Origin of the sequence: Ruegeria aquimaris, from assembly GCF_025751555.1 — a bacterium.
In the GTDB taxonomy this organism is placed as follows: domain Bacteria; phylum Pseudomonadota; class Alphaproteobacteria; order Rhodobacterales; family Rhodobacteraceae; genus Ruegeria_B; species Ruegeria_B aquimaris.
The window spans coordinates 130744-154272 of the sequence record NZ_JAOWLB010000008.1; the positions used below are offsets into that span (position 1 = coordinate 130744).

Annotated in this window: 17 protein-coding genes; 5 read left to right on the forward strand and 12 right to left on the reverse strand. The window is 64.2% G+C overall.

Annotated features, from left to right (window positions below; genetic code table 11):
- The first annotated feature begins 51 nt into the window (after window positions 1-51).
- The gene (locus OE747_RS13140; protein ID WP_263829043.1) at window positions 52-3894 is read left to right on the forward strand and encodes a Hint domain-containing protein; all 3843 of its coding nucleotides are present in this window, start codon (window positions 52-54) and stop codon (window positions 3892-3894) included.
- 90 nt (window positions 3895-3984) lie between these two features.
- Here the strand turns inward: OE747_RS13140 and OE747_RS13145 are convergent, their stop codons facing one another.
- Window positions 3985-4581, reverse strand: a complete 597-nt coding sequence (locus OE747_RS13145) for a nucleotidyltransferase family protein (protein ID WP_263829044.1) — start codon at window positions 4579-4581, stop codon at window positions 3985-3987.
- A gap of 31 nt (window positions 4582-4612) precedes the next feature.
- Window positions 4613-7021, reverse strand: coding sequence for a GcvT family protein (locus tag OE747_RS13150; protein ID WP_263829045.1), 2409 nt, complete (start codon window positions 7019-7021; stop codon window positions 4613-4615).
- A gap of 157 nt (window positions 7022-7178) precedes the next feature.
- Here OE747_RS13150 and OE747_RS13155 point away from each other — a divergent pair, with 157 nt between their 5' ends.
- Window positions 7179-8393 carry a DUF2254 domain-containing protein gene (locus OE747_RS13155; RefSeq protein ID WP_263829046.1) on the forward strand — a complete coding sequence of 405 codons (1215 nt, stop codon included), beginning with the start codon at window positions 7179-7181 and terminating at the stop codon, window positions 8391-8393.
- Here OE747_RS13155 and OE747_RS13160 read toward each other — a convergent pair.
- The 5 genes from OE747_RS13160 to OE747_RS13180 form a co-directional block, all read right to left on the reverse strand.
- Window positions 8377-10008 (reverse strand): MFS transporter, encoded by a 1632-nt coding sequence (locus tag OE747_RS13160; RefSeq protein WP_263829047.1) that lies wholly within the window; start codon window positions 10006-10008, stop codon window positions 8377-8379. The two genes, OE747_RS13155 and OE747_RS13160, sit on opposite strands and share 17 nt — an antisense overlap.
- Entirely contained in the window at window positions 10005-11312 is a 1308-nt protein-coding gene (locus tag OE747_RS13165) for an HlyC/CorC family transporter (protein ID WP_263829048.1), read from the reverse strand. Before OE747_RS13165 ends, OE747_RS13160 begins: the two co-directional genes overlap by 4 nt.
- A gap of 62 nt (window positions 11313-11374) precedes the next feature.
- Window positions 11375-12331 carry a site-specific tyrosine recombinase XerD gene (locus OE747_RS13170; protein ID WP_263829049.1) on the reverse strand — a complete coding sequence of 319 codons (957 nt, stop codon included), beginning with the start codon at window positions 12329-12331 and terminating at the stop codon, window positions 11375-11377.
- A 3-nt stretch (window positions 12332-12334) separates the two neighbouring features.
- Entirely contained in the window at window positions 12335-13867 is a 1533-nt protein-coding gene (locus tag OE747_RS13175) for a hypothetical protein (RefSeq protein ID WP_263829050.1), read from the reverse strand.
- Window positions 13857-14024, reverse strand: coding sequence for a hypothetical protein (locus OE747_RS13180; protein ID WP_263829071.1), 168 nt, complete (start codon window positions 14022-14024; stop codon window positions 13857-13859). Before OE747_RS13180 ends, OE747_RS13175 begins: the two co-directional genes overlap by 11 nt.
- Before the next feature lie 61 nt (window positions 14025-14085).
- On the opposite strand from OE747_RS13180, the gene OE747_RS13185 reads away from it, so the two are divergent.
- Together OE747_RS13185 and aroB are read left to right on the forward strand one after the other, a co-directional pair.
- Window positions 14086-14673, forward strand: coding sequence for a shikimate kinase (locus OE747_RS13185; RefSeq protein ID WP_263829051.1), 588 nt, complete (start codon window positions 14086-14088; stop codon window positions 14671-14673).
- A gap of 1 nt (window position 14674) precedes the next feature.
- Window positions 14675-15787, forward strand: coding sequence for a 3-dehydroquinate synthase (aroB, locus tag OE747_RS13190; RefSeq protein ID WP_263829052.1), 1113 nt, complete (start codon window positions 14675-14677; stop codon window positions 15785-15787).
- A gap of 11 nt (window positions 15788-15798) precedes the next feature.
- Here the strand turns inward: aroB and OE747_RS13195 are convergent, their stop codons facing one another.
- Window positions 15799-16869 carry a site-2 protease family protein gene (locus OE747_RS13195; protein WP_263829053.1) on the reverse strand — a complete coding sequence of 357 codons (1071 nt, stop codon included), beginning with the start codon at window positions 16867-16869 and terminating at the stop codon, window positions 15799-15801.
- A 15-nt stretch (window positions 16870-16884) separates the two neighbouring features.
- A complete protein-coding gene (gene ssb / locus OE747_RS13200) occupies window positions 16885-17415 on the reverse strand; it encodes a single-stranded DNA-binding protein (protein ID WP_263829054.1) in 531 nt (176 codons plus the stop codon).
- Between the two features lie 205 nt (window positions 17416-17620).
- On the opposite strand from ssb, the gene OE747_RS13205 reads away from it, so the two are divergent.
- Window positions 17621-18199: a lytic transglycosylase domain-containing protein gene (locus OE747_RS13205; protein ID WP_263829055.1), complete on the forward strand. Its 579-nt coding sequence runs from the start codon at window positions 17621-17623 to the stop codon at window positions 18197-18199.
- 81 nt (window positions 18200-18280) lie between these two features.
- Here OE747_RS13205 and OE747_RS13210 read toward each other — a convergent pair whose 3' ends face one another.
- The 3 genes from OE747_RS13210 to OE747_RS13220 form a co-directional block, all read right to left on the reverse strand.
- A complete protein-coding gene (locus OE747_RS13210) occupies window positions 18281-20371 on the reverse strand; it encodes a molybdopterin oxidoreductase family protein (RefSeq protein ID WP_263829056.1) in 2091 nt (696 codons plus the stop codon).
- A gap of 71 nt (window positions 20372-20442) precedes the next feature.
- Window positions 20443-21603: an ABC transporter substrate-binding protein gene (locus OE747_RS13215; RefSeq protein ID WP_263829057.1), complete on the reverse strand. Its 1161-nt coding sequence runs from the start codon at window positions 21601-21603 to the stop codon at window positions 20443-20445.
- A 32-nt stretch (window positions 21604-21635) separates the two neighbouring features.
- Window positions 21636-23519: an AMP-dependent synthetase/ligase gene (locus tag OE747_RS13220; RefSeq protein ID WP_263829070.1), complete on the reverse strand. Its 1884-nt coding sequence runs from the start codon at window positions 23517-23519 to the stop codon at window positions 21636-21638.
- Window positions 23520-23529 lie beyond the last annotated feature (10 nt).

The following is a 23529-nucleotide window of genomic DNA, read 5'->3' on the forward strand; positions in this document are numbered from 1 at the left end:
GTTTTCCGCAGGGGTGCGGATCGGCGCAGTTGCGTCGGGAAGGAGAATGGTATGGCGACGAACTTTGACAATCCGTACTCGGCCAATCTCATTGGTCTTTGGGATTTCCGTCCGGGTGCCGAGACGAATGATACCGGCCTTGATGACGGAATTGCGCAGGACGGCACGCCCGTAAACGGACCCCAGTTTGCTGCGGGTTGGATGTTTACCGGCCAGGCCGACCAGCGGATGGATGTCGATGATGGCGATGACGACCAGTTCGACCTGGAAGAGGGCACAATCGTCAGCTCCTTCCGGGTGTTCGGCACCGACCCGAACGGCCCGTCGACCGTTTTCAGCCGCGGCGTCGAGGACTCCGGCAATGTCGATGACGGTGCGGGCACCACGCCCGGCGCCGACAGCGGGTTCTTTGAACTGCGCGTGACCCATGATGGCAAGGTAGAGATTCTGCATCGCTCGAACGGCATCGAAGAGATCCTCAGCACCGCACCTGGTGTCTTTGCGCTTGGCGATGTCATCAGCGTCACCTACTCCTGGTCCGAGCACGGGCTGGACCTGAAGGTTGTGAACGAGACCCAGGGCACCGAGACCCTGGTTTCGAGCGACCAGACCGGCATGACACTGGATGTCACCACCAATACCGAACAGAGCTTCACCATTGGTGCCCGCGAGGCGACCGAAGGCAACTTCGACCAGCATTTCGAAGGTGGCATCGACTATGTCGGCGTTCTGGACGCCCCGGTTCTGGGCCAGCCCAACGGTATCGTCGACGGCACCCCGGGAGATGACGTCATCGACCTGGGTTACACCGGCGACCCCGAGGGCGACATGATCGACAACGGGGATGCGGTCGATCCGACCCATGGTCCGGATGACGATGTGGTCGACGGCGGCGCGGGCGATGATAGCATTGATGCGGGTCTGGGCGATGATACCGTCTATGCTGGCAGCGGCAGCGACACCGTCAACGGCGAAGAAGGCGACGATCTGCTGATCGGCGACAGCAACGCGCCCGGCGGCGGCGCGGGCGGTAGCACCCGCGAGGTGTTCGAATGGTTCCGCGCACCGGACCCGGACGATGGCGGTGCCATTGATGACGAGGACGACCTGAGCGGCGGATTCACCCAGAATACGGGCGGCGTCGATGTCACCTTTTCGGTTCTGAACGCCGATAGCGGTGTCACCACCGAGTTTTCGACCCAGGAACAGCATGTCGGCAATATCGACACCAATGGTCCGACCGCCAGCGACGATAGCGCGATGGAGTCCGAGCTGAACGGTCAGGCGAACACCGGCACCTATCAGCTGGCGTTCTCGGAAGCCGTGACCAACGTTTCCTTCCGGATCAACGATATCGACGGCGACGGGCGCGCAACGGTTCAGGCTTTCGATGTGAACGGCGACCCGATCACGGTGAACATTTCGGGTGGGCTGAACGTCAGCGAAAGCGATACCGATGGTGTGGCCGGGAATGAAACCGCGACCGGCGACGGCGGCTATGCCGATCCGAACAACTCGAACTATTCGATCCTGGTCACCATTCCCGGACCGGTGGCGCGCCTGACCATCGAACACGGCCAGTCGGGCCCGAACCCCAGCGAGATTAGCGTCTCGGATGTCTATTTCGATGTTCCCAACGCAGATACTGGCGTTGATGGCAACGACAGCCTGACCGGCGGCGACGGTGACGACACGCTGATCGGCGAGGGTGGCGATGACACTTTGACCGGCGGCGATGGCAATGACAGTGTCGATGGTGGCGATGGCGACGATGTGATCGACACCACCGGCAGCCTGTCCGGCAACCTGCCCGACCGTGGCTTCCCGTCTTACAATGGCCTGCCCGCAGTGCCCGCGGATCCGGTCGTCGACGACGACCGCGACACGGTCGACGGTGGCGCCGGCAATGACATGATCCTGACCGGGGACGACACCGACCTGATCACCGGCGGCGACGGCAACGACTCGATCGACGGCGGCCTTGATGACGATACCATTGATGGTGGCGACGGTGACGACCTGATTGTCGGCGGCGAAGGCGCCGACTCGATCCAGGCGGGCGCGGGCAATGATGTGGTCTATGGTGGCCTCGATCCGCGCTTCCCGGACGCCCTCAACATCCGCGACGATGGCACCGATGGTCCGGCCGACCCCGAGACCACCAACGGGCTTGACTTCATCGACGGCGGCGATGGCGACGACACGCTATACGGCCAGGACGATAACGACACCATCCTGGGCGGTTCCGGCAATGACTGGGTCGATGGCGGCATCGATCAGGACAGCATTGAAGGCGGCGACGGCAACGATACGCTGCTTGGCCGACATGGCGAGGACGAGATCCACGGCGGCACCGGCAATGATGTGATCCTGGGCGGAACCGAGGCCGACGTTCTCTATGGCGACGACGACCGCGACACCATTGGTGCCGGCATCGGCGATACGCTTTATGGTGGTGAGGGCGGCAATGACTATGACGTCGCGATTGCGACCGGTCTTGCAGTGGTCAGCTATGACCAGACCGATCCGACAGGTGAATCGGGCACCATCACCTATTTCAATGACGACCTTTCGATTGCCGGAACCGCCGAGTTCTCGGAAATCGAAAATGTTCTGGTGATTGGCAACCCGGGCATCGAAGGCGGACCGGATGGCCCCGGCTTTGGCCCGACCCCTCCCCCCGGTTCCGGCCCGACCCCGCCGCCGACCTTTGACGGCATCGTCGACGGCACCTCGGGCAATGACACCATCGACCTGGGCTATACCGGCGACCCCGAAGGCGACATGGTCGATAACGACGATGCCGTGCCACCGCTTGTCGACGAACAGGATGTAGTGATTGCGGGTGCCGGTGACGACCTGATCTACAGCGGCCTCGATACCGATGTTGTGTTTGCCGGTGCCGGTGACGACACCGTTTACGGCGAAGAGGGTGGCGACGCCATCGACGGCGGCGCAGGTAACGACTCGCTCGACGGTGGTGCAGGCCGCGACATCGTTGTTGGCGGCGACGGTGACGACACCCTGTCGGGCAGCAATGAAAATCCCGACGACGGTGGCGACATTCTGGCTGGCCAGTTCGGTGACGACGTCTTCGTCAACATCGGTCTGGGCGAAGTCATCATCGGCGGCGAAGATGCCGATGGTCTGGACGAGGACGTTCTGGACCTGACCAATGCCGGTGTCCCGGGTGGTTCGGTCACGGTCGAATACGACCCGACAGACAGCGAAGCCGGGACCGTGCGGTTCTTTGATGGCGGTGGTACCGAAATCGGCACCTCGACTTTCAGCGAGATCGAAACGGTCATCCTGCCCTGCTTTACCCCGGGCACCAAGATCGCGACCCCCAAGGGCGAGCGTCTGGTCGAGGAGCTGAAAGTCGGCGACCGCGTGATCACCCGCGACAACGGTATCCAGGAAATCCGCTGGGTCGGCGCCCGCACGCTGACCGGCGCGGAACTGGCCCGTGCCGGTCACCTGAACCCGGTCCTGATCCGTCAGGGCGCGCTGGGGGGCGGATTGCCGGAACGCGACATGATCGTCAGTCCGAACCACCGGATCCTGGTGGCCAACGACAAGACGGCGCTCTACTTCGAAGAGCGCGAGGTTCTGGTCGCGGCCAAGCACCTGATTGGTCTGGATGGCGTCGACATCGTGGAAATGTCCGAAGTGACCTATATCCACTTCATGTTCGAGCAGCACGAAGTGGTGCTGTCGGACGGCGCATGGACCGAAAGCTTCCAGCCGGGTGACCAGTCGCTGGCCGGGCTTGGCAACGCGCAGCGCAACGAGCTGTTCGAGCTGTTCCCCGAGCTGAAGACCGCCGAAGGGATCGAAGCTTATGCCGCCGCGCGCCGGTCGCTGAAGAAACACGAAGCCCGCCTGCTGATCTGACAGCGGGCTTCGGCCTTCCCCGAATATGCAGCTTGAACCGCGCGGTCTCGGGGCGCGCGGGCAGGGCGGGGCGCGGTTTTCGCGCCTCGCCTATTGCCGTTTGGCGCGCCAGTCGGCCCAGGCCTCGGGCGTGTCCAGATCGGTGCGGGCATTCTGGCCGGGCAGCAGGACCAGCATCTGCCTGTCCTTGTAGGTCTGTGCAACCGATTGCGCCCCGCCATCACCTGTCAGGGCCAGGAGTTCGGGAAACAGAGCCTTATGAAATACCACCGGATGGCCGGGGCGGCCGTCCTCGGTCGCGCCGCGCCAGACCAGATTTTTCGACGAAAAATCAATGGTGGCCAGTACATGCGACAGGTCCTGCGCTGTCAGGTCGGGCAGATCGGCAAGCAGTACCATCGCGGCGGGCGCGTCCTCGGGCAGCGCCGCGACCGCGCGGCGCAGACTGGCGTTCATGCCTTCTGCCGCGTCGGGAACCTCGACGATCTCAAGACCGAGACCCGCCAACGCCGCGTGGCGCGGGTGCGGTGACGGGGGCAGGGCCGCGATCACCGGACCGGCCGCCCGCGCGATCCGGGCCGAGCGGCGCAGCAAGGGCTCGCCGTCGATCTCTTGCATCAGCTTGTCGTCGCCGCCCATGCGGCGCGATTGGCCCGCGGCCAGAAGGAGGATGGGTATCTTGTCCATGCCGCCACTCTGGCCGCAGGCGCAGGCTTTGTCACCCGCGCATGCGCGCGCCATCCGCGTCAAACAGCGGCCGGCTGATCACCCGTGCCTTGCGCATCTGGCCCAGGATCTCGATCTCCACCTCCAGCCCCTCGGCGATGCGGTCGCTGGGCAGGAAGCCCTGGGCGATGGACTTGCCCGCATGATGCGAATAACCGCCCGAAGTGCAGAACCCAACCACCGCGCCGTCCAGCCAGATCGGTTCGTAGGCGTTGACATCTGCGTCGTCCGCCTCGACCTCAAAGGCGCAGAGACGGCGGGCGGGGCCTGCCGCCCGTTCTGCCTCGGCCGCTGCCCGACCGATGAAATCGGTGTTCTTCTTGAACGAGATGAACCGGTCCAGCCCGGTTTCGGCGGCCGTATAGTCGGGCGAGAACTCGCGCATCCACGAGCCAAAGAACTTGTCCAGCCGCAGGCTCATCATCGCACGCATGCCGAAGGGAACCATGCCATGCGCCTGCCCGGCCTGCCACAGGGTCCACCAAAGCTGCCGTTGCGCCATCGGATCGCAATAGATCTCGTATCCCAGATCGCCGGTATAGCTGACCCGCTGCACGATACAGTCGGTCATGCCCACCACCATCCGCCGCACATCCATGAAGCGCAGGCTGTCCACGTCGTCGCGGGTGCAGGCTGCCAGAACCGCCCGCGCCTTGGGGCCGGCGATCTGGAAGCCGTTGCGTTTGTCGCTTATATTCTCGATGGTTGCGCCATCTTCCTCATGTTGCTGAAACCAGCGCATATGATAGGCTTGCGAGCCGTAAGAGGCGGTCAGCTGAAACTCGGTCTCGCTCAGGCAGGAAACGGTGAAATCCCCGATCAGCTTGCCCTTGGCGCTCAGCATCGGGGTCAGCGACAGCCGCCCCGGCGCCGGGATCCGCCCTGCCATGATCCGGTCGAGCCAGGCGCGGGCGCGCGGGCCCTTGACCAGGTATTTGCCGAAGTTGTGGACCTCGTTGACGCCCACGCCCTGACGCACACCGCGCACCTCGCGGCCCGTGGCCGCAAACGCGTCGGAGCGACGGAACGAGGGGGTTTCATAGGTCGGTTCGTCCCCTTGGGCAAAGTAGTTGGCAACCTCCAGCCCGTATTGCTGGCCCCAGACCGCGCCCATGTCGGAAAAGATATCATACATCGGCGTGGTGCGGTTGGGACGCGCGGCAGGCAGTTCCTCGTTCGGATATGACACGCTGAACCGCTTCTGATAGTTCTCGATCACCTTGGGCCGGGTATAGCCGGGGCTGATCCAGCTGCCGAAGCGCGCCACATCCAGCGCCATGACATCGCGCTCGGGTTCGCCCTCGATCATCCATTGCGCCAGGGTCAGACCGACACCGCCGCCCTGGCTGAACCCTGCCATGACGCCGCAGGCCGACCAATAGTTGCGCATGCCCGGCACCGGTCCCACCAGCGGGTTGCCATCGGGGGCAAAGGTGAAGGGGCCGTGAATGACCGACTTGACCCCGGCACGGGCCAGAACGGGAAAGCGTTTGTAAGCGAATTCAATGCTTTCCTCGATCTTGTCAAAGTCGTCGGGCAGCAGTTCGTGGCCGAAGGTCCAGGGCGTGCCATCCACCGCCCAGGGCTTGCAGGGCTGTTCATAGAAACCGATGCACAGCCCGCGCCCCTCTTGCCGCAGATAGCTCTCACCGGCGGGGTCCATCACATGCGGGTGTTCGCTGCCACGCTCATAGATCTCGGGGATGTCGTCGGTGACGATATACTGGTGCTCCATCGGGTGCAGCGGGAAGTAGACGCCTGCCATCGCCCCCACCTCGCGCGCCCAAAGGCCACCAGCATTCACGATGTGCTCGGCATGGATGGTGCCCTTGTCGGTCACCACATCCCAACTGCCGTCCGGGCGCTGGTTGGTCTCGCGCACCATGCAGTGCGTTTCGATGGTGGCGCCGCCCATGCGGGCGGCCTTGGCATAGGCATGGGTGGTGCCAGAGGGGTCCAGATGCCCGTCGAGCGGGTCGTAAAGTGCGCCGATGATGCCATCCAGATTGGTGATGGGGGCGATTTTGGCAATCTCTTCGGGGCCGACAATCTCGGTCTCCAGCCCCATGAACCGGTGCTTGGCGCGTTCGGCCAGCAGCATGTCGAACCGGTCGCGATTGTCCGCCAGCGTAATGCCGCCCACATGGTGCAGTCCGCAGGACATGCCGGTGATCTCTTCCAACTCCTTGTAGAGCCGGATGGTATAGCCCTGAAGCGCGGCCATGTTGGTATCGCCGTTCAGGGTGTGAAAGCCGCCCGCCGCATGCCAGGTCGAACCCGAGGTGAGTTCCGAACGCTCCAGCAGCATCACGTCCGACCAGCCAAGCTTGGTCAGGTGATACAGGACGGAACAGCCGACAACGCCGCCGCCGATGACGGCCACTCGGGTGGTGGTTTTCATTTCACTCTCCGTTAATCTGGGCACAGGTCTGACCTATCAGTCACGGCAGATCCCGGGTGCATTCTTGTCGCTCAGCGACGGGATGTGTCGCAAATGAAATGTGGGATGGGTTCGAGAGGGCGATTTGCGAAATAAGGTGCTGAATATCCTGCGACGCATGCTGCGGCTGCTTTATGTACGGATCATCCTGATCGCGGCGCTCAGCCTGATGTCGGTACCGCTGGCGGCGCTTCTGGGCGACCTGATCCCGCCGGGGCTGGCCGACCGCATCGGGGCGGCGGCGGTGGACCCGATCCTGGCGACGCTGGCGACCAGCATGCTGGCGGTGACCACCTTTTCGCTGACGGTGATGACCGGTGCCCACCGCGCGGCCTGGGCGCAATGGGGGCCGCGCACCCATGTGATCCTCAAGGACGACACCGCCACCCATTCGATTCTGGCGGTGTTTGTCGGCGCTTATCTCTTTGCCATGTCGGGTATGGTGCTGCGGCGCACGCCCATTTTTGGCGAACAAGAGAGCGTGGCGCTCTTTGCCATGACGCTGCTTGTCATTGCCCTGATCGTGGTCTCGATCATCCGTTGGATCGCGCATCTGGAGGATCTGGGCAGTTTTGGTGAGACCCTGGTGCAGGTCGAGCGCCGCGTGGCGGTGTCACTGCGGACACTGGCAAAGAGGCCCTGTTACGGGGCCAATGCGTTGATCGAGGAAATGGACCTGCCCGAGGGCGGGCAGATCCTGCGGGCGTCGCAGCCCGGATATGTCCAGCAGATCTTTACCGGGATGTTGCAGGAGCTGGCTCAACAAGCCGAGACCCAGGTCTATGTTGCCGTGTCGGTTGGCGATTACGTGCAGGAGGGTCAGGACCTGGCCCGGTTCGATACAAGCGATCTGGACGAAGAGGTCGCCAAAGCCGCCCTTCGAGCCTTTGCCGTCGAGGGCGCGCGCACCTTTGTGCAGGACCCGCTGTTTGGCCTGTCGGTCTTGGGCGACATGGCCTGCCGGGCGCTGTCACCGGGAATCAACGATCCGTCGACCGCAATCACCGTGATCGACCGTTTGTCCTCGCTGTTGCTGCTTGCGGGCGCTGAGCCTGAGGGTGATGGCTCCGCATACGACCGGGTCTGGCTGCGCCCGCTGCCGCCCGAGGCGCTGTTTGCCGAGACCTTTGACCGGATCGCGCGGGATGGGGCAGGCAACATCGAGGTGCAACTGGCGGTGCAGCGGGCGTTGGCGGCAATATTCACGCGCGGCGATGGCGAGCTGGCGCAGGCCGCCCGCCGCTCTGCCGCGCGCAGCCTGGCCCGGGGAATCGCAGGGTTGAGCGCGGCCGAAGACCGTGAGCGGCTGGAACGGGCTAGTCGCGGCTCTTGAACCGGCTCCGCTGCACCAGCCAGACGGTGAGCAGGGGGACAATCACGGTGATCGCGGCCACCGTCATCAGCAGATAGCCAAGCTGCGAATAATCCGCGGGAACCGTTATGGTCCCATCCTCGGCGCGGACCTCGCGGGTGACGGTATAGATCTGGTTGAGATACTTGGTGCCAAGGCTGGAGGCCGACAGGGCCAGATTGGTGAACGACGCCATGACCGCAAAGAAGGTCGCCTTGAGGTTTGCTGGCGCATTGCGCGCGATCCAGGCCAGCATGGGGATCATTGCCACCTGACCCAGCGGCGATTCCACCGCCGTGTTGACGATTGCGATGAACCGCGCGTCGACAATCCCGCCGGTCATGGCGGCGGTCCAGTGGTGGACGCCATAATACAACCCGATACCAGGCAGCGACAGCACCCCCGCCGCCAATGTCAGCAGGATCACGATATCGGCGATGGTGCGCGAGGCGATCATCGGCCGCAGCACCACCATCCCCACCAGGGTCAGTACCGAGGTGATCAGGTACAAAAGCGACAGGAACTGCTGGTCAAAGCCCAGCACGTCGATATCGAACCAGGTCGAGGCCGCACCGTTCAGCGGCATGGCGCGGAACATGAATACGATGATCGCGGTACCGATCAGGGCGCGCGCATGTGCATGATCCAGATTGCGCACCAGCTGCCGCATCAGGGTCAGCACGATGGCCATCGATCCGGCAAAGACGATCTCCTGCGAAAACGGCAGGTCCATCAGCCCGACGGTCAGCGTCATCGCGACAAAGGCCGCGCCACCGGTGAAATACCAGTGATTCAGCCGCACCTTCTCGCCCTCGGGGTCGAACGCGGCCAGTGCGCGCACCCGGTCCATGCCGCCTGCGATCAGCCGCGCGATGGCCTGCCGTTTCTGCCACCCGGCCAGCAGCACGCCCGAGATCGAGATACAGGGGATCAGCAGCGCCAGCGCGTAGATCTGCCCGTAGCGCCCGGCTTTCTCGTCCGCGCTCAACGCTTCGACCCCGTCAAACAGCACAATGTTCAGCGCGGCAACTGCGCTGGCACCCCCGATCAGGGCGAACCGGCCCAGTGTCTGCATCGTGGTGTGCTGGGCGCGCTGCGCCTCGTCCGACAGCGGCGCGCCACTTTCGTCATGCCGCGGCACCGCCTCGACCGACATGGCGTCTGCGACGGCGTCCTGCACCACATAGCCGCAGGGGGCCAGCAGCACCGCCAGCACGTACCAGGCGGTCACCGACATGATGCCCGGCATCCACTCGGCCCGGGTCGCCAGCCCGTACATGATGGCGAAACTGGCCGCGATCAGCGCCGCGCCCAGATAGATCAGCCAGGCCTTCCAGCGCCAGATCAGGTCGACCAGATGGCCCAGAGGCATCTTCAGCGCCCAGGGGAGCCCGGCCCAGAAGGCCAGCCCGGCGATGAAGGCCGCCGAGACGTCCAGGTATTCCTTGACGAAGAACGTGCCGACAACCGCCGTCAGCCCCTGCGCGCCGGCCGCGAAATAGACCATCAGCGGTGGCAGGAACGACCAGCGCATCTGGCGGCCAAGGTCCAGCACCACCGCGTCGAACCACGACCAGAGACGCCGGGCGGCGGTCATAGCGGGCGCATCTTCAGGGCCGTGATGCGGTTGCCCTCGCGGCCCGTCACCTCGAACCGGAAGCCGTGAAAGGCAAACACCTGACCCACCGTCGGGATCATCTGCGCCTCGTGGATCACCAGACCGGCGACGGTGTTCGCCTCGTCATCGGGCAGGGCCCAGTCCAGCGCGCGATTGAGATCGCGGATGGTGGTGGCGCCATCGACCACGAACTGGCCGTCCTCGCTGCGGGTGACGGGCGTTTCGCTCTCCAGATCGAACTCGTCGGTGATCTCACCCACGATCTCTTCCAGAATATCCTCGAGCGTGATCAGCCCGCGCAGCGACCCGTATTCGTCCACCACCAGCGCGAAATGGCTGCGCATCCGCAGAAATGCGCGCATCTGGTCGTCAAGCGTGGTGGTTTCCGGCACGAAATAGGGGGCGGTTGCCACCTTGGTGATATCGAAATCCTTCAGCCGCCGTGTATTGCCATCGCTGCCGCCGACCTGAGCATACATGGCGCGGAACAGATCCTTGGCATGGACCACGCCGATGATGTTCTCCTGTTCACCCCGATAGACGGGCAGGCGGGTATGCGGGCTTTCCAGACATTGCGCCAGGATCGCCTCGGGCTCGGCATCGGCATCCAGCATCAGGATGTTCGAGCGGTGCAGCATGATTTCCTCGACCGTGCGCTCGGCCAGGTCCAGCGCGCCCAGGATGCGGTCGCGGTCCTCTTTTTCCACCACGCCTTCGGAATGGCCGAGATAGAGCGCGCCGGCAATCTCCTCGCGCACCGCCATGATATGGCTGTCGGGGTCGATCTGCACGCCAAAGAGGCGCAGAACCCCCCGCACCAGAACCCGGACCAGCGCCACCACCGGAGAAAACAGCATCACCACCACGCCGATGATCGGGGCTACGGCGGCGGCGGCCTTCTCGGCATTGGTGATGGCATAGGTCTTGGGCAGCACCTCGGCAAAGACCAGAACCAGCATCGTCATCACGATGGTGGCCAGCGCAACGCCGCTCTCTCCGAACAGCCGGGTGAACAGCGCGGTCGCCAGCGAGGCCGACAGGATGTTGACGATATTGTTGCCCAGCAGGACAGAGCCGATCAGCTTTTCATTGTTCTCGGTGATTTTCAGCGCCTTTTCGGCACCGCTTGATCCCCGGTCGGCTTGGCTGCGCAGCTTCCCGCGCGAGGCCGCGGTCAGGGCCGTCTCGGAGCCGGAAAAGAAGGCCGAAAGGACAAGCAGGCCAAGTATGGCACCGGCCGTGATCCAGAATGCGCTGTCAAGCGCCGAAGAAGAAGGGTCCATTGGTCCTGAAACTTGTTGATATGGCTACCGTTATGGGCATCGGCCCGCATCCGATCAAGGGGTCAGTCGGAATCCCGCGACTTTGTTCGCGCAAGAGGATGGTGCGACAGCACCAGTTCCGCCAGCCGTTCGTCCAGCACATGGGTGTAGATCTCGGTCGTTGCCACGTCAGCATGGCCCAACAGCGTCTGAATGGTTCGCAGATCGGCACCATTGGCCAGTAGGTGGGTGGCAAAGGCATGGCGCAAGGTGTGCGGCGTCACCTTGCCGGGGTCGATGCCGCCAGCCACCGCAAAATCCTTGATCAGCAGGTAGAAGGCATGGCGCGTCAGGTGGCCGCTTTTGCCGCGCGAGGGAAACAGATGCGCGCTGCGTGGCTTGCCCTTGGCGGCTGCCTCGTCCTCGGCCGCATCACGGGCCGACAACCAGGCCGCCAGCGCCGTGCGGGCAGGGGGCGATAGCGGCACCATACGCTCCTTGCCGCCCTTGCCGCGCACCAGCAGCATGCGGGGGTCGCCGCGCGCCGCCGACACCGGCAGCGACACCAGCTCGCTCACCCGCATGCCCGTGGCATAGAGAACTTCCATCAGGCAGGTGTTGCGCAACCTGTCAGCCTCGGTCCGGCCCGATTGACGGGCCGCATCGAGCAGGCGGTCCACCTCGACCACCTCCAGCGTCTTGGGCAGGGATTTCAGCCGTCCGGGCCCCCGGATCTGGATCGCCGGATTGTCGCTGCGCCAACCCTCGTCAAAGGCAAAGCGATAGAGTTGCTTGATCGCCGACAGGCGCCGGGCGCGGGTGGAGCGGGCCAGCCCCTCAGCGTCGCACCGGATGAGATAGGCCTCGACCATGTCGCGGTCGGCTTCGGCAAAACCGGTGCCGCGCCGCTCCAGGAAGGCGGCAAATTCCATCAGGTCGCGGCCATAGGCCAGCAGCGTGTTGGTCGCAGCACCCAGTTCAGCGGCCTGCGCCTCCAGAAAGATCGAGATCCAGCGGTCGGGGCTGGCGGGTGCGGTCATGGCTCAGCTCCGGTCCAGCAGCATCAGCTGCAACGCGGCCCGGCGCGCGGTGTCCTCCAGCCCGACACGGCGGAACAGGGCCAGCGCCATCGCCAGATCGCCATGATTGCCCTGTGCCCCGCGCGCGAACCGATCCATCCCTTCCAGTATGGCCTCGCCCAGATGTCCTTCGACCAGCATCAGCTCCAGCTCGGGCGACAGCCGCGCGTTGGGCAAGAACCCTTGTGCAATCGCGGCAGCGCGGGGCGACGGCGGCAGCACGTTACCCGGTTCTCCCTTGGCCAAGGCCGCAAGAAACCCCGCCTCGGCGTCGGTCCCGACCGGTGCGCGCGCCGCCATCTCGTAATCGGGCGATAACAGCCTTATCCGCCAGGCAAGCGCGGCAGCCTTTTGATCGGTCAGCGCCTGACCGGCCAGAGCTTCGGCAAACAGATGCGCAAAGGGAACCTCCAGCCGGGCTTGCTGCATCGCCTGCCAGACAATGGGCAGGGTCTTGGCCACTGCCTCGGGGCTGTTCGAATTCAGCGCGGTCTCGAACCGTTGCAGGGCAGTAACCCGGTCCCAGATTCCGCCCGAGGCCGCCGGGGTGCGTTGCGTATAGAGGCCCAGCAGCTGGTTCGGGGTCAGCGCACCGATCCGGGTCAGGCGTTCGGCCGCCTCCAGCTGCGCTTTCCACCCCGCCAGATCGCGCAGATCGGCATTGGCGAAGGAGCGCGGCAAGGTGGCCGTGGCCATCGGCTCGCCGATCGCCTCGAACAGGCGAAAGGTCAGAGGATCTGGGCGCGAGGGCCGTTGCGGCGGCGGCAGATCCTCGAAGATTTCGGGGCTGAGAAACCGGTCGAGCAGATCGAGCGACGCCGATGGCAGCAGCTCGAGCGCATGCGCGGCCTCCAGCGTCAGCGCGGCCGAGGTCCAGTCGCCACGTCGCGCGGTGCAGAAGATTTGCGCGCCATAATCCGGCGCCAGGTAGGGCTGAGCCACCAGCGCGGCGCAGCTGCGATCCTCGTCGCCGGTCAGCAGGGTGGCGTTGAACCAGCGGCCGAACCGTTCGGCGGTATCGGTCGGTCCGGCCAGTTGCACCAGCGCCTGCGCGGGGTCTACCGCACCCAGTTGCATCAACCGGTCCAGACGCGCCAGCAACAGGGTTTCGCCTGCCTCGGCCGATCCGTGCGGAGGTCGGGTTTCCGACAGCAGCAGGGTATAGAGCAGCGTCTGCATGGCCGGATTGTCGCGCACCGGCACGTTCATCAGCCGTTCGGCCAGTTGCCGCGCATCGCTGCGTTGCCAGAGATCGACCGGCAGTCCGGTAACGCTGGAGGCGACCAGCCCCAAGGGTGGGGCCAGCGATTCCAGCGGGGTCACCTCGATCTGCGGCTGCTGACCGCTGCGCGCCACGGGCGGCTCCAACAGGACCGTCCCCGGTAGATTCGCAGGCGGCGGCGTCTTCAGCCAGTCGATGACCGACAGGGGTTGCTGGGCCTGCGCCAACCCGATGCCGGGAAGGAGCAGCAGCAATACGGCCAGTCTAGTCGGCATTCAACACCACCGGTTGTCTTATCTCCTTCTGTGGCGCGGAAAAATCGACGCCAAAGAAGGGACCCACATAGGCATAACCGACCAGGCCGATGACGCTCAGACACACAATGTAGATCACGAGTTTGACCAGACGAGCCATCATTGGGAACTGCCTCATTTCTTTGTTTTGACCAAGTTATAACTGGCCTTTTTCACAAGATCACGTCATTCACGGTGGAATGAAGCAAATTGAGCATAACTCAGCCCATACAAAGGGCGTCCCGCGGTCTGTGCTGCGCAAGACCGTGGTGATGGTGGGCATGATGGGGGCGGGAAAAACCGCTGTCGGCAAGGCTTTGGCGCAAAAACTGGCGGTTCCCTTCCTCGACAGCGATGCCGAGATCGAAGCGGCGGCAAACATGTCGATCCCCGAGATTTTCTCGCGCGATGGCGAGGCGTTCTTTCGCGACAAGGAAAGCATGGTGATCGCCCGGTTGCTGGATGGCAGCCCTTGCGTGTTGTCCACCGGTGGCGGCGCCTTCCTGGCGCCGGCGAATCGCAAGATGATCTCCGAACGTGGCGTTTCGGTCTGGCTCAAGGCAGATCTGAGCGTGTTGTGGAACCGGGTCCGGCACAAGGATACCCGCCCCTTGCTGCGCACGCCCGACCCGCGTGCGACCTTGCGCGCGCTTCACGATGCGCGGGTTCCGATCTATGCCGAGGCCGATCTGACTGTGGTGTCGGATGCGGAAACCTCGATCGAACAGATGGCCGATCGGGTGATCGAAGCCTTGCAGTCGCGGCCGGACGTATTGGAACTGACCTGACATGATCAAGACGGTGCATGTGGCGCTGGGGACGCGCAGCTATGATGTGGAAATCGGGCCGGGCCTGCTGGCCCAAACGGGCGCGCGCATCGCGCCATTGATGAAACGGCGCCGGGTCTGCGTGCTGACCGACGAGACGGTGGCAAGCCTGCATCTGGAGGCGCTGCGCGACGGCTTGGCCGCCGCTGGGGTCGCGATGGAGGCGCTGGCGCTGCCGCCGGGCGAGGCCACCAAAAGCTGGCCGCATCTGCAACGCGCGGTCGACTGGCTGCTGGACCAGAAGGTCGAGCGCAACGATATCGTGGTCGCCTTTGGCGGTGGCGTGATCGGCGATTTGGCGGGCTTTGCCGCCGCCATTTTGCGCCGGGGTGTGCGGTTTGTGCAGATCCCGACCTCGCTTTTGGCGCAGGTGGACAGTTCGGTGGGCGGCAAGACCGGCATCAACGCCACCCACGGCAAGAACCTGATCGGCGCCTTTCACCAGCCTTCGCTGGTGCTCGCCGACACGGCCGTGCTGGGCACACTGACGGCGCGCGATTTCCTAGCCGGTTATGGCGAGGTGGTGAAATACGGGCTGCTGGGCGATGCCGCGTTCTTTGACTGGCTCGAAGGGCAGGGCCCGGCGCTGGCCGCGGGTGACATGGCTGCGCGGGTCGAGGCGGTGACCCGTTCGGTGCAGATGAAGGCCGATATCGTCGCCCGCGACGAGACCGAACAGGGCGACCGGGCGCTCTTGAACCTCGGTCATACCTTCTGTCACGCGCTTGAGGCCGCGACCGGCTATTCCGACCGCCTGTTGCATGGCGAAGGCGTGGCGATCGGCTGTGCGCTGGCGTTTGAACTCTCGGCGCGGCTGGGGCTCTGCTCGCAAGAGGACCCAAGCCGGGTGCGCGCGCATCTCAAGGCGATGGGGATGAAGACCGATCTGTCCGATATCCCCGGCGATCTGCCGGATGCGGCGGCGCTGGTCGATCTGATGGCGCAGGACAAGAAAGTGGTCGATGGCCAGTTGCGCTTTATTCTGGCGCGGGGCATCGGACAGGCCTTCGTCACCTCGGACGTGCCGCGCGAGATGGTGCTGTCCCTGCTTGAGGATGCGCTGGCAACCTGCTGAAAAAGGGGCGTTTATCGCCCCTGGATCACCATCAGCTCGCCTACGTTCTCACGGGTGACATAGCCCAGCATCCGCCCGTCAGTGGTCGTGACGGCCACCGCTGGCGCACCCTTGTAGAGGGCATCCAGCACCGTCTCCAAACCGCTGGTCAGCGGCATCTGCGGGATGTCACGCTCCATCACGGTTTCCGCCGAATCCGAACGTGGATGATCCGAGGCCAGCGCCGCGAACAGCCGTGCCCGTGTCACAAATCCCAAAAGACGCCCGTCCCCATCCAGCACCGGAAATTCATGCTGGGTGGTGTGCAGCACCGCCTGCGCGGCGGTGGCCAGCGTGTCGGCGGGGCCCAGCGCCTCGAACCGGGTGATCATCGCGTCGCGCGCCAGCAGACGGCGGGTCACCGCGCGCATGGCGACATCCTGCGCCTCGGCGTTGGCGGCGATAAAGACAAAGACTGCGATCAGCACCAGTACCGGGTTGCCGCCGCTGAGCCCAGCAAAGCCAAACAGCAGCGCCACAAGCTGCCCCGCAGCGGCGGCGATGCGGGTGGCGCGCACCCGGTCCATGCCCAGGCTGAGCGCTGCGCGCAGCACACGGCCCCCGTCCATCGGAAAGGCCGGGATCATGTTGAACACCGCCAGGAACAGGTTGACCATCGCCAATCGGGACAGGAAATCGGGCTCGGCACTGTCGATGGCGGTCAGCGTCTCCAGCCTTGTATCGACGCCGAGCAGGGTCAGCACGATCCAGATCGCGACATTCACCGCCGGACCGGCCAGCGCCACCACGATCTCTTGCCCCGGTTTCTCGGGCATCCGGTCCAGCCGGGCCAGCCCGCCGATGGGCAGTAACGTGATATCGGGGGTGCGGATGCCATAGCGGCGCGCGGTCAGGGCATGACCATATTCATGCGCCACCACACAGGCAAACAGCGCCAGCACAAAACCGGTGTTTTCCACCGCGCTCGGCCAGCCGCCCATCTGATAGGCGGAAACACCGATCCAGCCGATCAGCAGGAAAAAGGTGACATGGACCTTCAGTTCCGAGCCGAAGAGGCGGCCGAGGGAGAAGGACCATGTCATGATTAGCCTCCGGTCTTAGAACGGGATTTCGTCGTCGTCGATCCCGCCCGAGGCCGGAGCGCGGCCGCGACTGCCACCGCCCGAGGGGCCTCCGCCATAGGGGTCGCCCGAGGGGCCGCTGTCATAGCCGCCATACGGATCGCCGCCGCCCTGGCCGCCACCATAGTTGCCACCACCGCTGCCGCCGCCATCGCCGCGCCCGTCAAGCAAGGTCAGCTCGCCGCGATAGGGCCGCAGGACCACTTCGGTCGTATAGCGGTCCTGTCCGGACTGGTCCTGCCATTTGCGGGTCTCGAGCTGGCCTTCGATATAGACCTTGGAGCCCTTGCGCAGATACTGTTCGGCAATGCGGGCCAGCGGCTCCGAGAAAATCGCGACCGAATGCCATTCGGTGCGTTCCCGGCGCTCACCGGTGTTGCGGTCTTTCCAGGTCTCCGAGGTCGCGATTCGCAGGTTGCAGACCTTGCCGCCGTTCTGAAACGACCTCACCTCGGGGTCGCGGCCCAGATTTCCCACCAGAATGACTTTGTTGACCGAGCCAGCCATATGTTTCCCCGCTTTTCTCTCACTGTCTAATTCATATGTCGCGAATCTCACCGAGACCCACTGCGCAGACCCTACACGCGCCGGGCGGCAGAGGGAAACCGGAAGCGGCAGCCTGCCGATCCCATAGCGCAGGTCTCGCAAGGGTTCCAATTCGTGCCAAAGTTCGTATAGTTCCGCGCGTGGGGTTAACAACAGGTTACCAAGAATGCGCAGGCTTGTTTCCGGTTTTCTCGTTGCGGCGGTCACTGTTGCGGCCATGCCGGTGCAGGCGGACATGTTCTCGACCAAGAACCGGCGCGATATCTTTCAGAAACAGGCCAGGCTTCTGGATACCCGCGGTGCCAGCCAGTACGAGTCCTCGACCCGTCTGAAACCGCCATCGTCCCATGGCAGTTTCGACAAGCGCTATGTCGGCAAGTACAAGGGTGAATACCTGCAAATGGCGCGCGACGCGGCGCGCCGTCACAGCGTGCCCGAGGATCTGTTCCTGCGGCTGGTGCAGCAGGAAAGCGGCTGGAACCCGCGCGCCAAATCGCACAAGGGCGCCCTGGGTCTGGCCCAGCTGATGCCCGAGACCGCCCGGAGGTTGGGTGTCGATCCGCATAACCCCTATGAAAACCTGGATGGTGGCGCGCGCTACCTGTCGCGGCAATATTCAAGGTTCAAGTCCTGGCGCCTGGCGCTAGCGGCCTATAACGCCGGGCCCGAGGCGGTGACCAGACACGGCGGCGTGCCGCCTTACGAGGAAACCCGCAACTACGTCAAGGCGATCTGGGGCAGCTGAGAGCGGGGGGCGCTGCCCCCGTCGCGCGGATGCGCGACTCCCCCGGAGTATTTCGAACCAGAAAGAAGCGCTATGGCGGTCTCAGGCCGGATGCAGTGCCACGGGCAGACCGTTGAAGGCGGCGTTGCCGCTGAGCGGATCTGTGCGGCTGTCATCGGTCAGATCGTTGATCGAGACGGTGGCGGTTTGCGTCGCGGCGCTGAGACGGCCGTTTTTCTGGCCCCAGCCCTGCGGGATCGAAACAACCCCGGGGGCCATCGCCTCTGTGATCTCGACCGGCAGGGTGACCGATCCGGCGGCACTGCTGACCACCGCATCCGCCCCGTCGGACAGGCCCAGGCGGGTAGCATCCTCGGGATTGACCTCGACCGTGCAGCGGTTGCGGCCCTTGACCAGGCGGGCGCTGTTCTGGGTCCAGCTGTTGTGGCTGCGCACCTGCCTGCGCCCGATCAGGGACAGGGGGCGGGCCGCGTCGCGGCCCTCGGTCTGCGCCAAAAGGCGCGGCAGGTCATCGATAAAGGCCTGCGGCGCGAGGTTCAGCCGCCCCTCCGGGGTTTCCAGCCGGTCGCTCAGATTGGCCACCAGCGGGCCAAGGTCCATCGGGCGGCCCCGGGAGCGCAGCCCCTCAAGCGTGACCTTGTCGCCGTGAAACCCCTGAGGCAGCAGCATGGCAAGCACCTGCTCGGGCGCCGGGCCGATCTGGTTGGCACCGGTCAGCCGGGCCGCAAGCCGGGCGATCACCTCCCATTCCGAAGGGTTGCCATGGGGCGGCGCAAAGAGCGCGGGCGCAAAGCCCACCGTGTTTCGCACCGCGAAGGTGTGGAACACCATGTCATATATGGGTTCCTCCAGCGCCACGGTGCCGGGCAGGATCAGATCGGCATGCCGGGTGGTGTCGTTCACGTGAATATCAAGCGACATCATGAAATCGAGCCCGGTCAGTGCCCGTTCGATCCGCCGACCGTTGGGCGCGGTCAGAACCGGGTTGCCGGCCACCGTTACCAGTGCGCGGATCTGGCCCGGACCGGGTGTCTCGATTTCTTCGGCCAGGGTTGAGACAGGGAATTCACCATTATAAAGCGGCTGCCCCGACACCCGTGAGCGGCGCTCGGGATAGCTCCGCGCCTTGCCCTTGCGCGAAGTCAGCCCGACATAGTCGAGCGCGGGCGTAGTGAACATGGCACCGCCCTCGGCATCGAAATTGCCGGTCACGATGTTGAGCGCATTGGCCGCCCATTGGCACAGCGTGCCAAAGCTTTGGGTCGAGGCGCCCATGCGTGCATAACAGACGGCGCGCGGTGCTGCGGCGAAGTCGCGCGCCAGCGCCCGGATCGTGTCGGCCTCGATGCCGGTTACCTCTGCGGCGGCTTCGGGCGTGAATGGTTGAACGGCCTCTGTCAGCGCCTCCAGCCCGTCGACCAGCGGCGCCAGGTGGCCCAGCCGGGCAGGGCCGTCGGACAGGATCACATGGATCATCGACAGGATCAGCCAGGCATCGGTCTCGGGCCGGATGAAGTGATGCTCACCGGCGCGTTCGGCGGTCTCGGTCCGGCGGGGGTCGATCACCACCACCCGTCCTCCGCGCGCGCGGATGTCGTCCATGCGACGGCCATATCCCGGCGCGGTCATCATTGACCCGTTCGAGATCACCGGATTGCCGCCGATTATCAGCAGGAAATCGGTGCGGTCGATATCGGGGATCGGCATCAGCATCGGATGACCCAGCATATGGATCGACGCCACGTGATGCGGGATCTGGTCGGCGGTGGCGGAACTGTATCGGTTACGGGTGCCGATCGCCTTGACCAGTGTGGGCAGGTTCAGCAGGTTGCCGAATTTATGCGCGTTGGGATTGCCCAGATAGACGGCAACCGCATCCTGCCCATGCGCGGCCTGCACCGCGCGGATGCGCTCGGCAGCTTGGTCATAGGCTTCGTCCCAACTGATTTCCTCGAAATCGGTGCCGCGTTTAAGCAAAGGTTTCGTCACCCGGTCAGGATCGGTGCGGAAATCCTGCAAGGCCACCGCCTTGGGGCAGATATGACCGCGCGACAGCGGGTCGTCCGGATCCGGCCGGATCGACAGAACATCGCTCCCGTCATGGGTCACGATCAGGCCGCACATCGCCTCGCAGATGTTGCAGCTGCGGTACTGGACCATCGGCTCGGTCATCGGGACATCTCCTGTCGGGTACGGCAGACACAAATAGGGCGCCCGTTTGCCACGGACGCCCTGACCGAGGATTATTCCTCGTGAACCTTCTTCCAGCCGCCGTTCTCGACGATCAGAACATAGACCGAGTCCGCGCCCTGGTGGTCATCCGGGCCGTAGTTGATATGGTTGCCGACCAGATCATCCTGATAGTCCAGCGTCTCCATCGCCGCGATGAAGCTTTCCTGTGTCAGGTCGGGACCCGCAGCCTCAAGCGCCATGACCATCTGCTGCGCCGCGGCATAGCCCAGCATCGCGAAGCCCTGCGGATCTTCGCCGGCTGCGGCCTTGTATTCCTCGATGAACGCCTTGACGACGGGCTCTTCGGCCCGCGCCCACAGGTCCTGCCAGCTGGCCGCGGCATAGAAGCCCTCGGTCACGCCGCCCGGAACCTGCGCCACCACGGTCAGGAAGCTGGCCGAGGTGCCCATGAATTTCATGTCGGTGAGGCCCATCTTCTTGGCAGTGCCGACGATGGTGATCGCCTGACGCACGCCCAGCGCGATGGTCACGATCTCGCAGCCGGATTCCTTGAGCTTGCTCAGCGAGCCCACGAAATCGGTTTCATCCGGCTTGTGGGTGGTCTCGGCGGCAAAGGTCAGACCCGCTTCCTCGACCCCGGCCTGGGTCCCTTCCAGGATCTCCTTGCCGAAATCGGTGGGCAGATACATGGTGCAGACGTTCTTGGCCCCAAAGGTACTGGCCAGATACTTCACGCCCACCCGGCTCTGGTCGTAATAGCTCGAGAACGAGGTGAACTTGTTGTGCATCGGATCCTGGATCATCTGACGCGCGGCCGACAGCGGCGCGATGTTCGGGATGCCCATCGGATCGATCAGCTTGAACCCGGCCAGGTTCATCGGCGTGCCAAGGTTCTGCATCATCGCAAAGACCTTGTCGCGGTTCAGCAGCTTGTTGAAGCCCTGCATCGCGCGCGGCATCTGATAGCCGTGGTCCTCGACCACATAACGGATCTTGCGCCCGTGCACGCCGCCTGCGGCGTTGACCTTGTCGAAATAGACGTTGGCGCCCTTGGTCGCGGGCACGCCCACGGCGGCGAAGATGCCGCTCAGGTCGTTGACCGCGCCGATGACGATCTCGTCATCGGTCACGCCCTGCGCCTGGGCGTTGGCCAGTGTCGCCGCCGCCGTCAGCGCCGATGCGGCGACCAGACGTTTGATGAGTGTTTTCATAGTTCTCCTCCCTATGGATAACCCATTTATCATTAGTACATATCTTCGATGAGATGTGCGTGTTTCTTTTCGACGAAACTGCGTTTCAGCTTCATCGTCGCAGTCAGTTCCTCGTCCTCCGCCGTCAGCAGCACGTCGATCAGGCGGAAATCCTTGATCTGCTCGACGCGGGCGAACTCCTTGTTGACCGCCGCGACTTCGGCGGCGATCAGATCCTTGACCTCCTGCGCCGCGCAAAGCGAGGCGAAGTTGGAAAACGGCACCTTGCGGTCCTGCGCGAATTTCTCGACGTTCTCCTGGTCGATCATGATCAGGCAGGTCAGGTACTTGCGCTTGTCGCCGATGATCACCGCGTCCGAGATATAGTGGCTGAACTTCAGCCGGCTTTCGATCTCGGCGGGGGTGATGTTCTTGCCGCCCGCGGTGATGATGATGTCCTTGAGGCGCCCGGTGATGGTGACATAGCCCTCGGCATCGATCTTGCCGATGTCACCAGTGCGCAGCCAGCCGTCGGCGGTATAGGTCTCGGCGGTCTTTTCGTTGTTGCGCCAATAGCCCTTGAAGGTGTTGAGCCCCTTGACCTGAATCTCGCCGCCATCGGCGATGCGCACCTCGATGCCGGGGACCACCTTGCCGATGGTGCCCAGCCGGTTTTCCTCCAGCGTGTTGATGGTGGCGATCCCGGCGGTCTCGGTCATGCCATAGCCCTCGACCAGCGGCACGCCGATGGACCAGTACCATTTCAGCAACGCGGGCGAGATCGGCGCCGCCCCGGTGCCGCCCCGGCGCATCTTGTCCATGCCCAGCATCCGCCGCAGATTGCGCAGAACCAACCGGTCCCAAAGCCAGAAATTCGCCGCCACACCGGCAGGAACCGGTTTGTTTTCAATCAGGTATTCGGCGCGCTTCATTCCGGCCTTCAGCGCCATGCCAAAGGCCGCGCGCCCGGCGGGTGTGGCCTCCTGCGCCATGATCAGCACCTGGGAATAGATCTTCTCCCACACCCGCGGCACCGCCGTGAACGTGGCGGGCGACACCTCTTGCAGGTTGGCAAACACCGTTTCCGGGCTCTCGGCAAAGTTCACCGTGCTTTTTGACGCCAGTGGGAAATAGATCGACACGTCCCGCTCCAGGATGTGGCAGAGCGGCAGGAAACAGAGCTGTTCGTCATCGGGCTGGGTCGGCAGACGATGCGCACCCGCCTCGATGGCGGCCATGATATTCTCATGGCTCAGCATCGCGCCCTTGGGCATGCCCGTGGTGCCCGAGGTATAGATGAGCAGCGCCACATCCTCGGGGCGCGCCAGCGCGATCTCGGCCTCGAAGGCGGCCGGTTCGTCCTGCTCCGCCTGGCGGCCGATCTCATAGAGCCGGTCGATCATCACGCAGCGCGGATGATCCAGATCGTGCAGGCCCTCGTCCTCCAGGATGATCACGTTCAAAAGACCGGGAACCTCGCCCTCGATCTGCATGAACTTGTCCAGCTGCTCTTCGTTCTCGACGATCAGGAACCGGCTGTCGCTGTCATTGACCAGATATTTCAGCTGGTTGGCCGAATCCGTCGTGTAGACGCCCGAAGCGATGCCGCCGACCGCCTGAATGCCCATGTCGAAATAGGCCCATTCCTTGCGGTCCTCACTCAGGATCGAGACGACCTCGCCCCGTTGCAGGCCCAGCTTGCGCAGGGCCAGCCCGATCCATTTGGCATGCTGCCAGTAATCGGCCCAGGAATAGGTCTTCCAGATGCCGAAGTCCTTTTCCCGATGCGCCGTGCGGCTGCCCATCTCGGCACAGCGTTTCTGGAACAGGCCGACGATGGTCGTCGTGCCATCGACCAGCACCGGGCGCTGGCCCGGGGTGGCATTGAAACTGACGCCGTTGATCAGCGTCTGGGCGGGCAGGGTGCGTGTATCCATCTTGTCCACC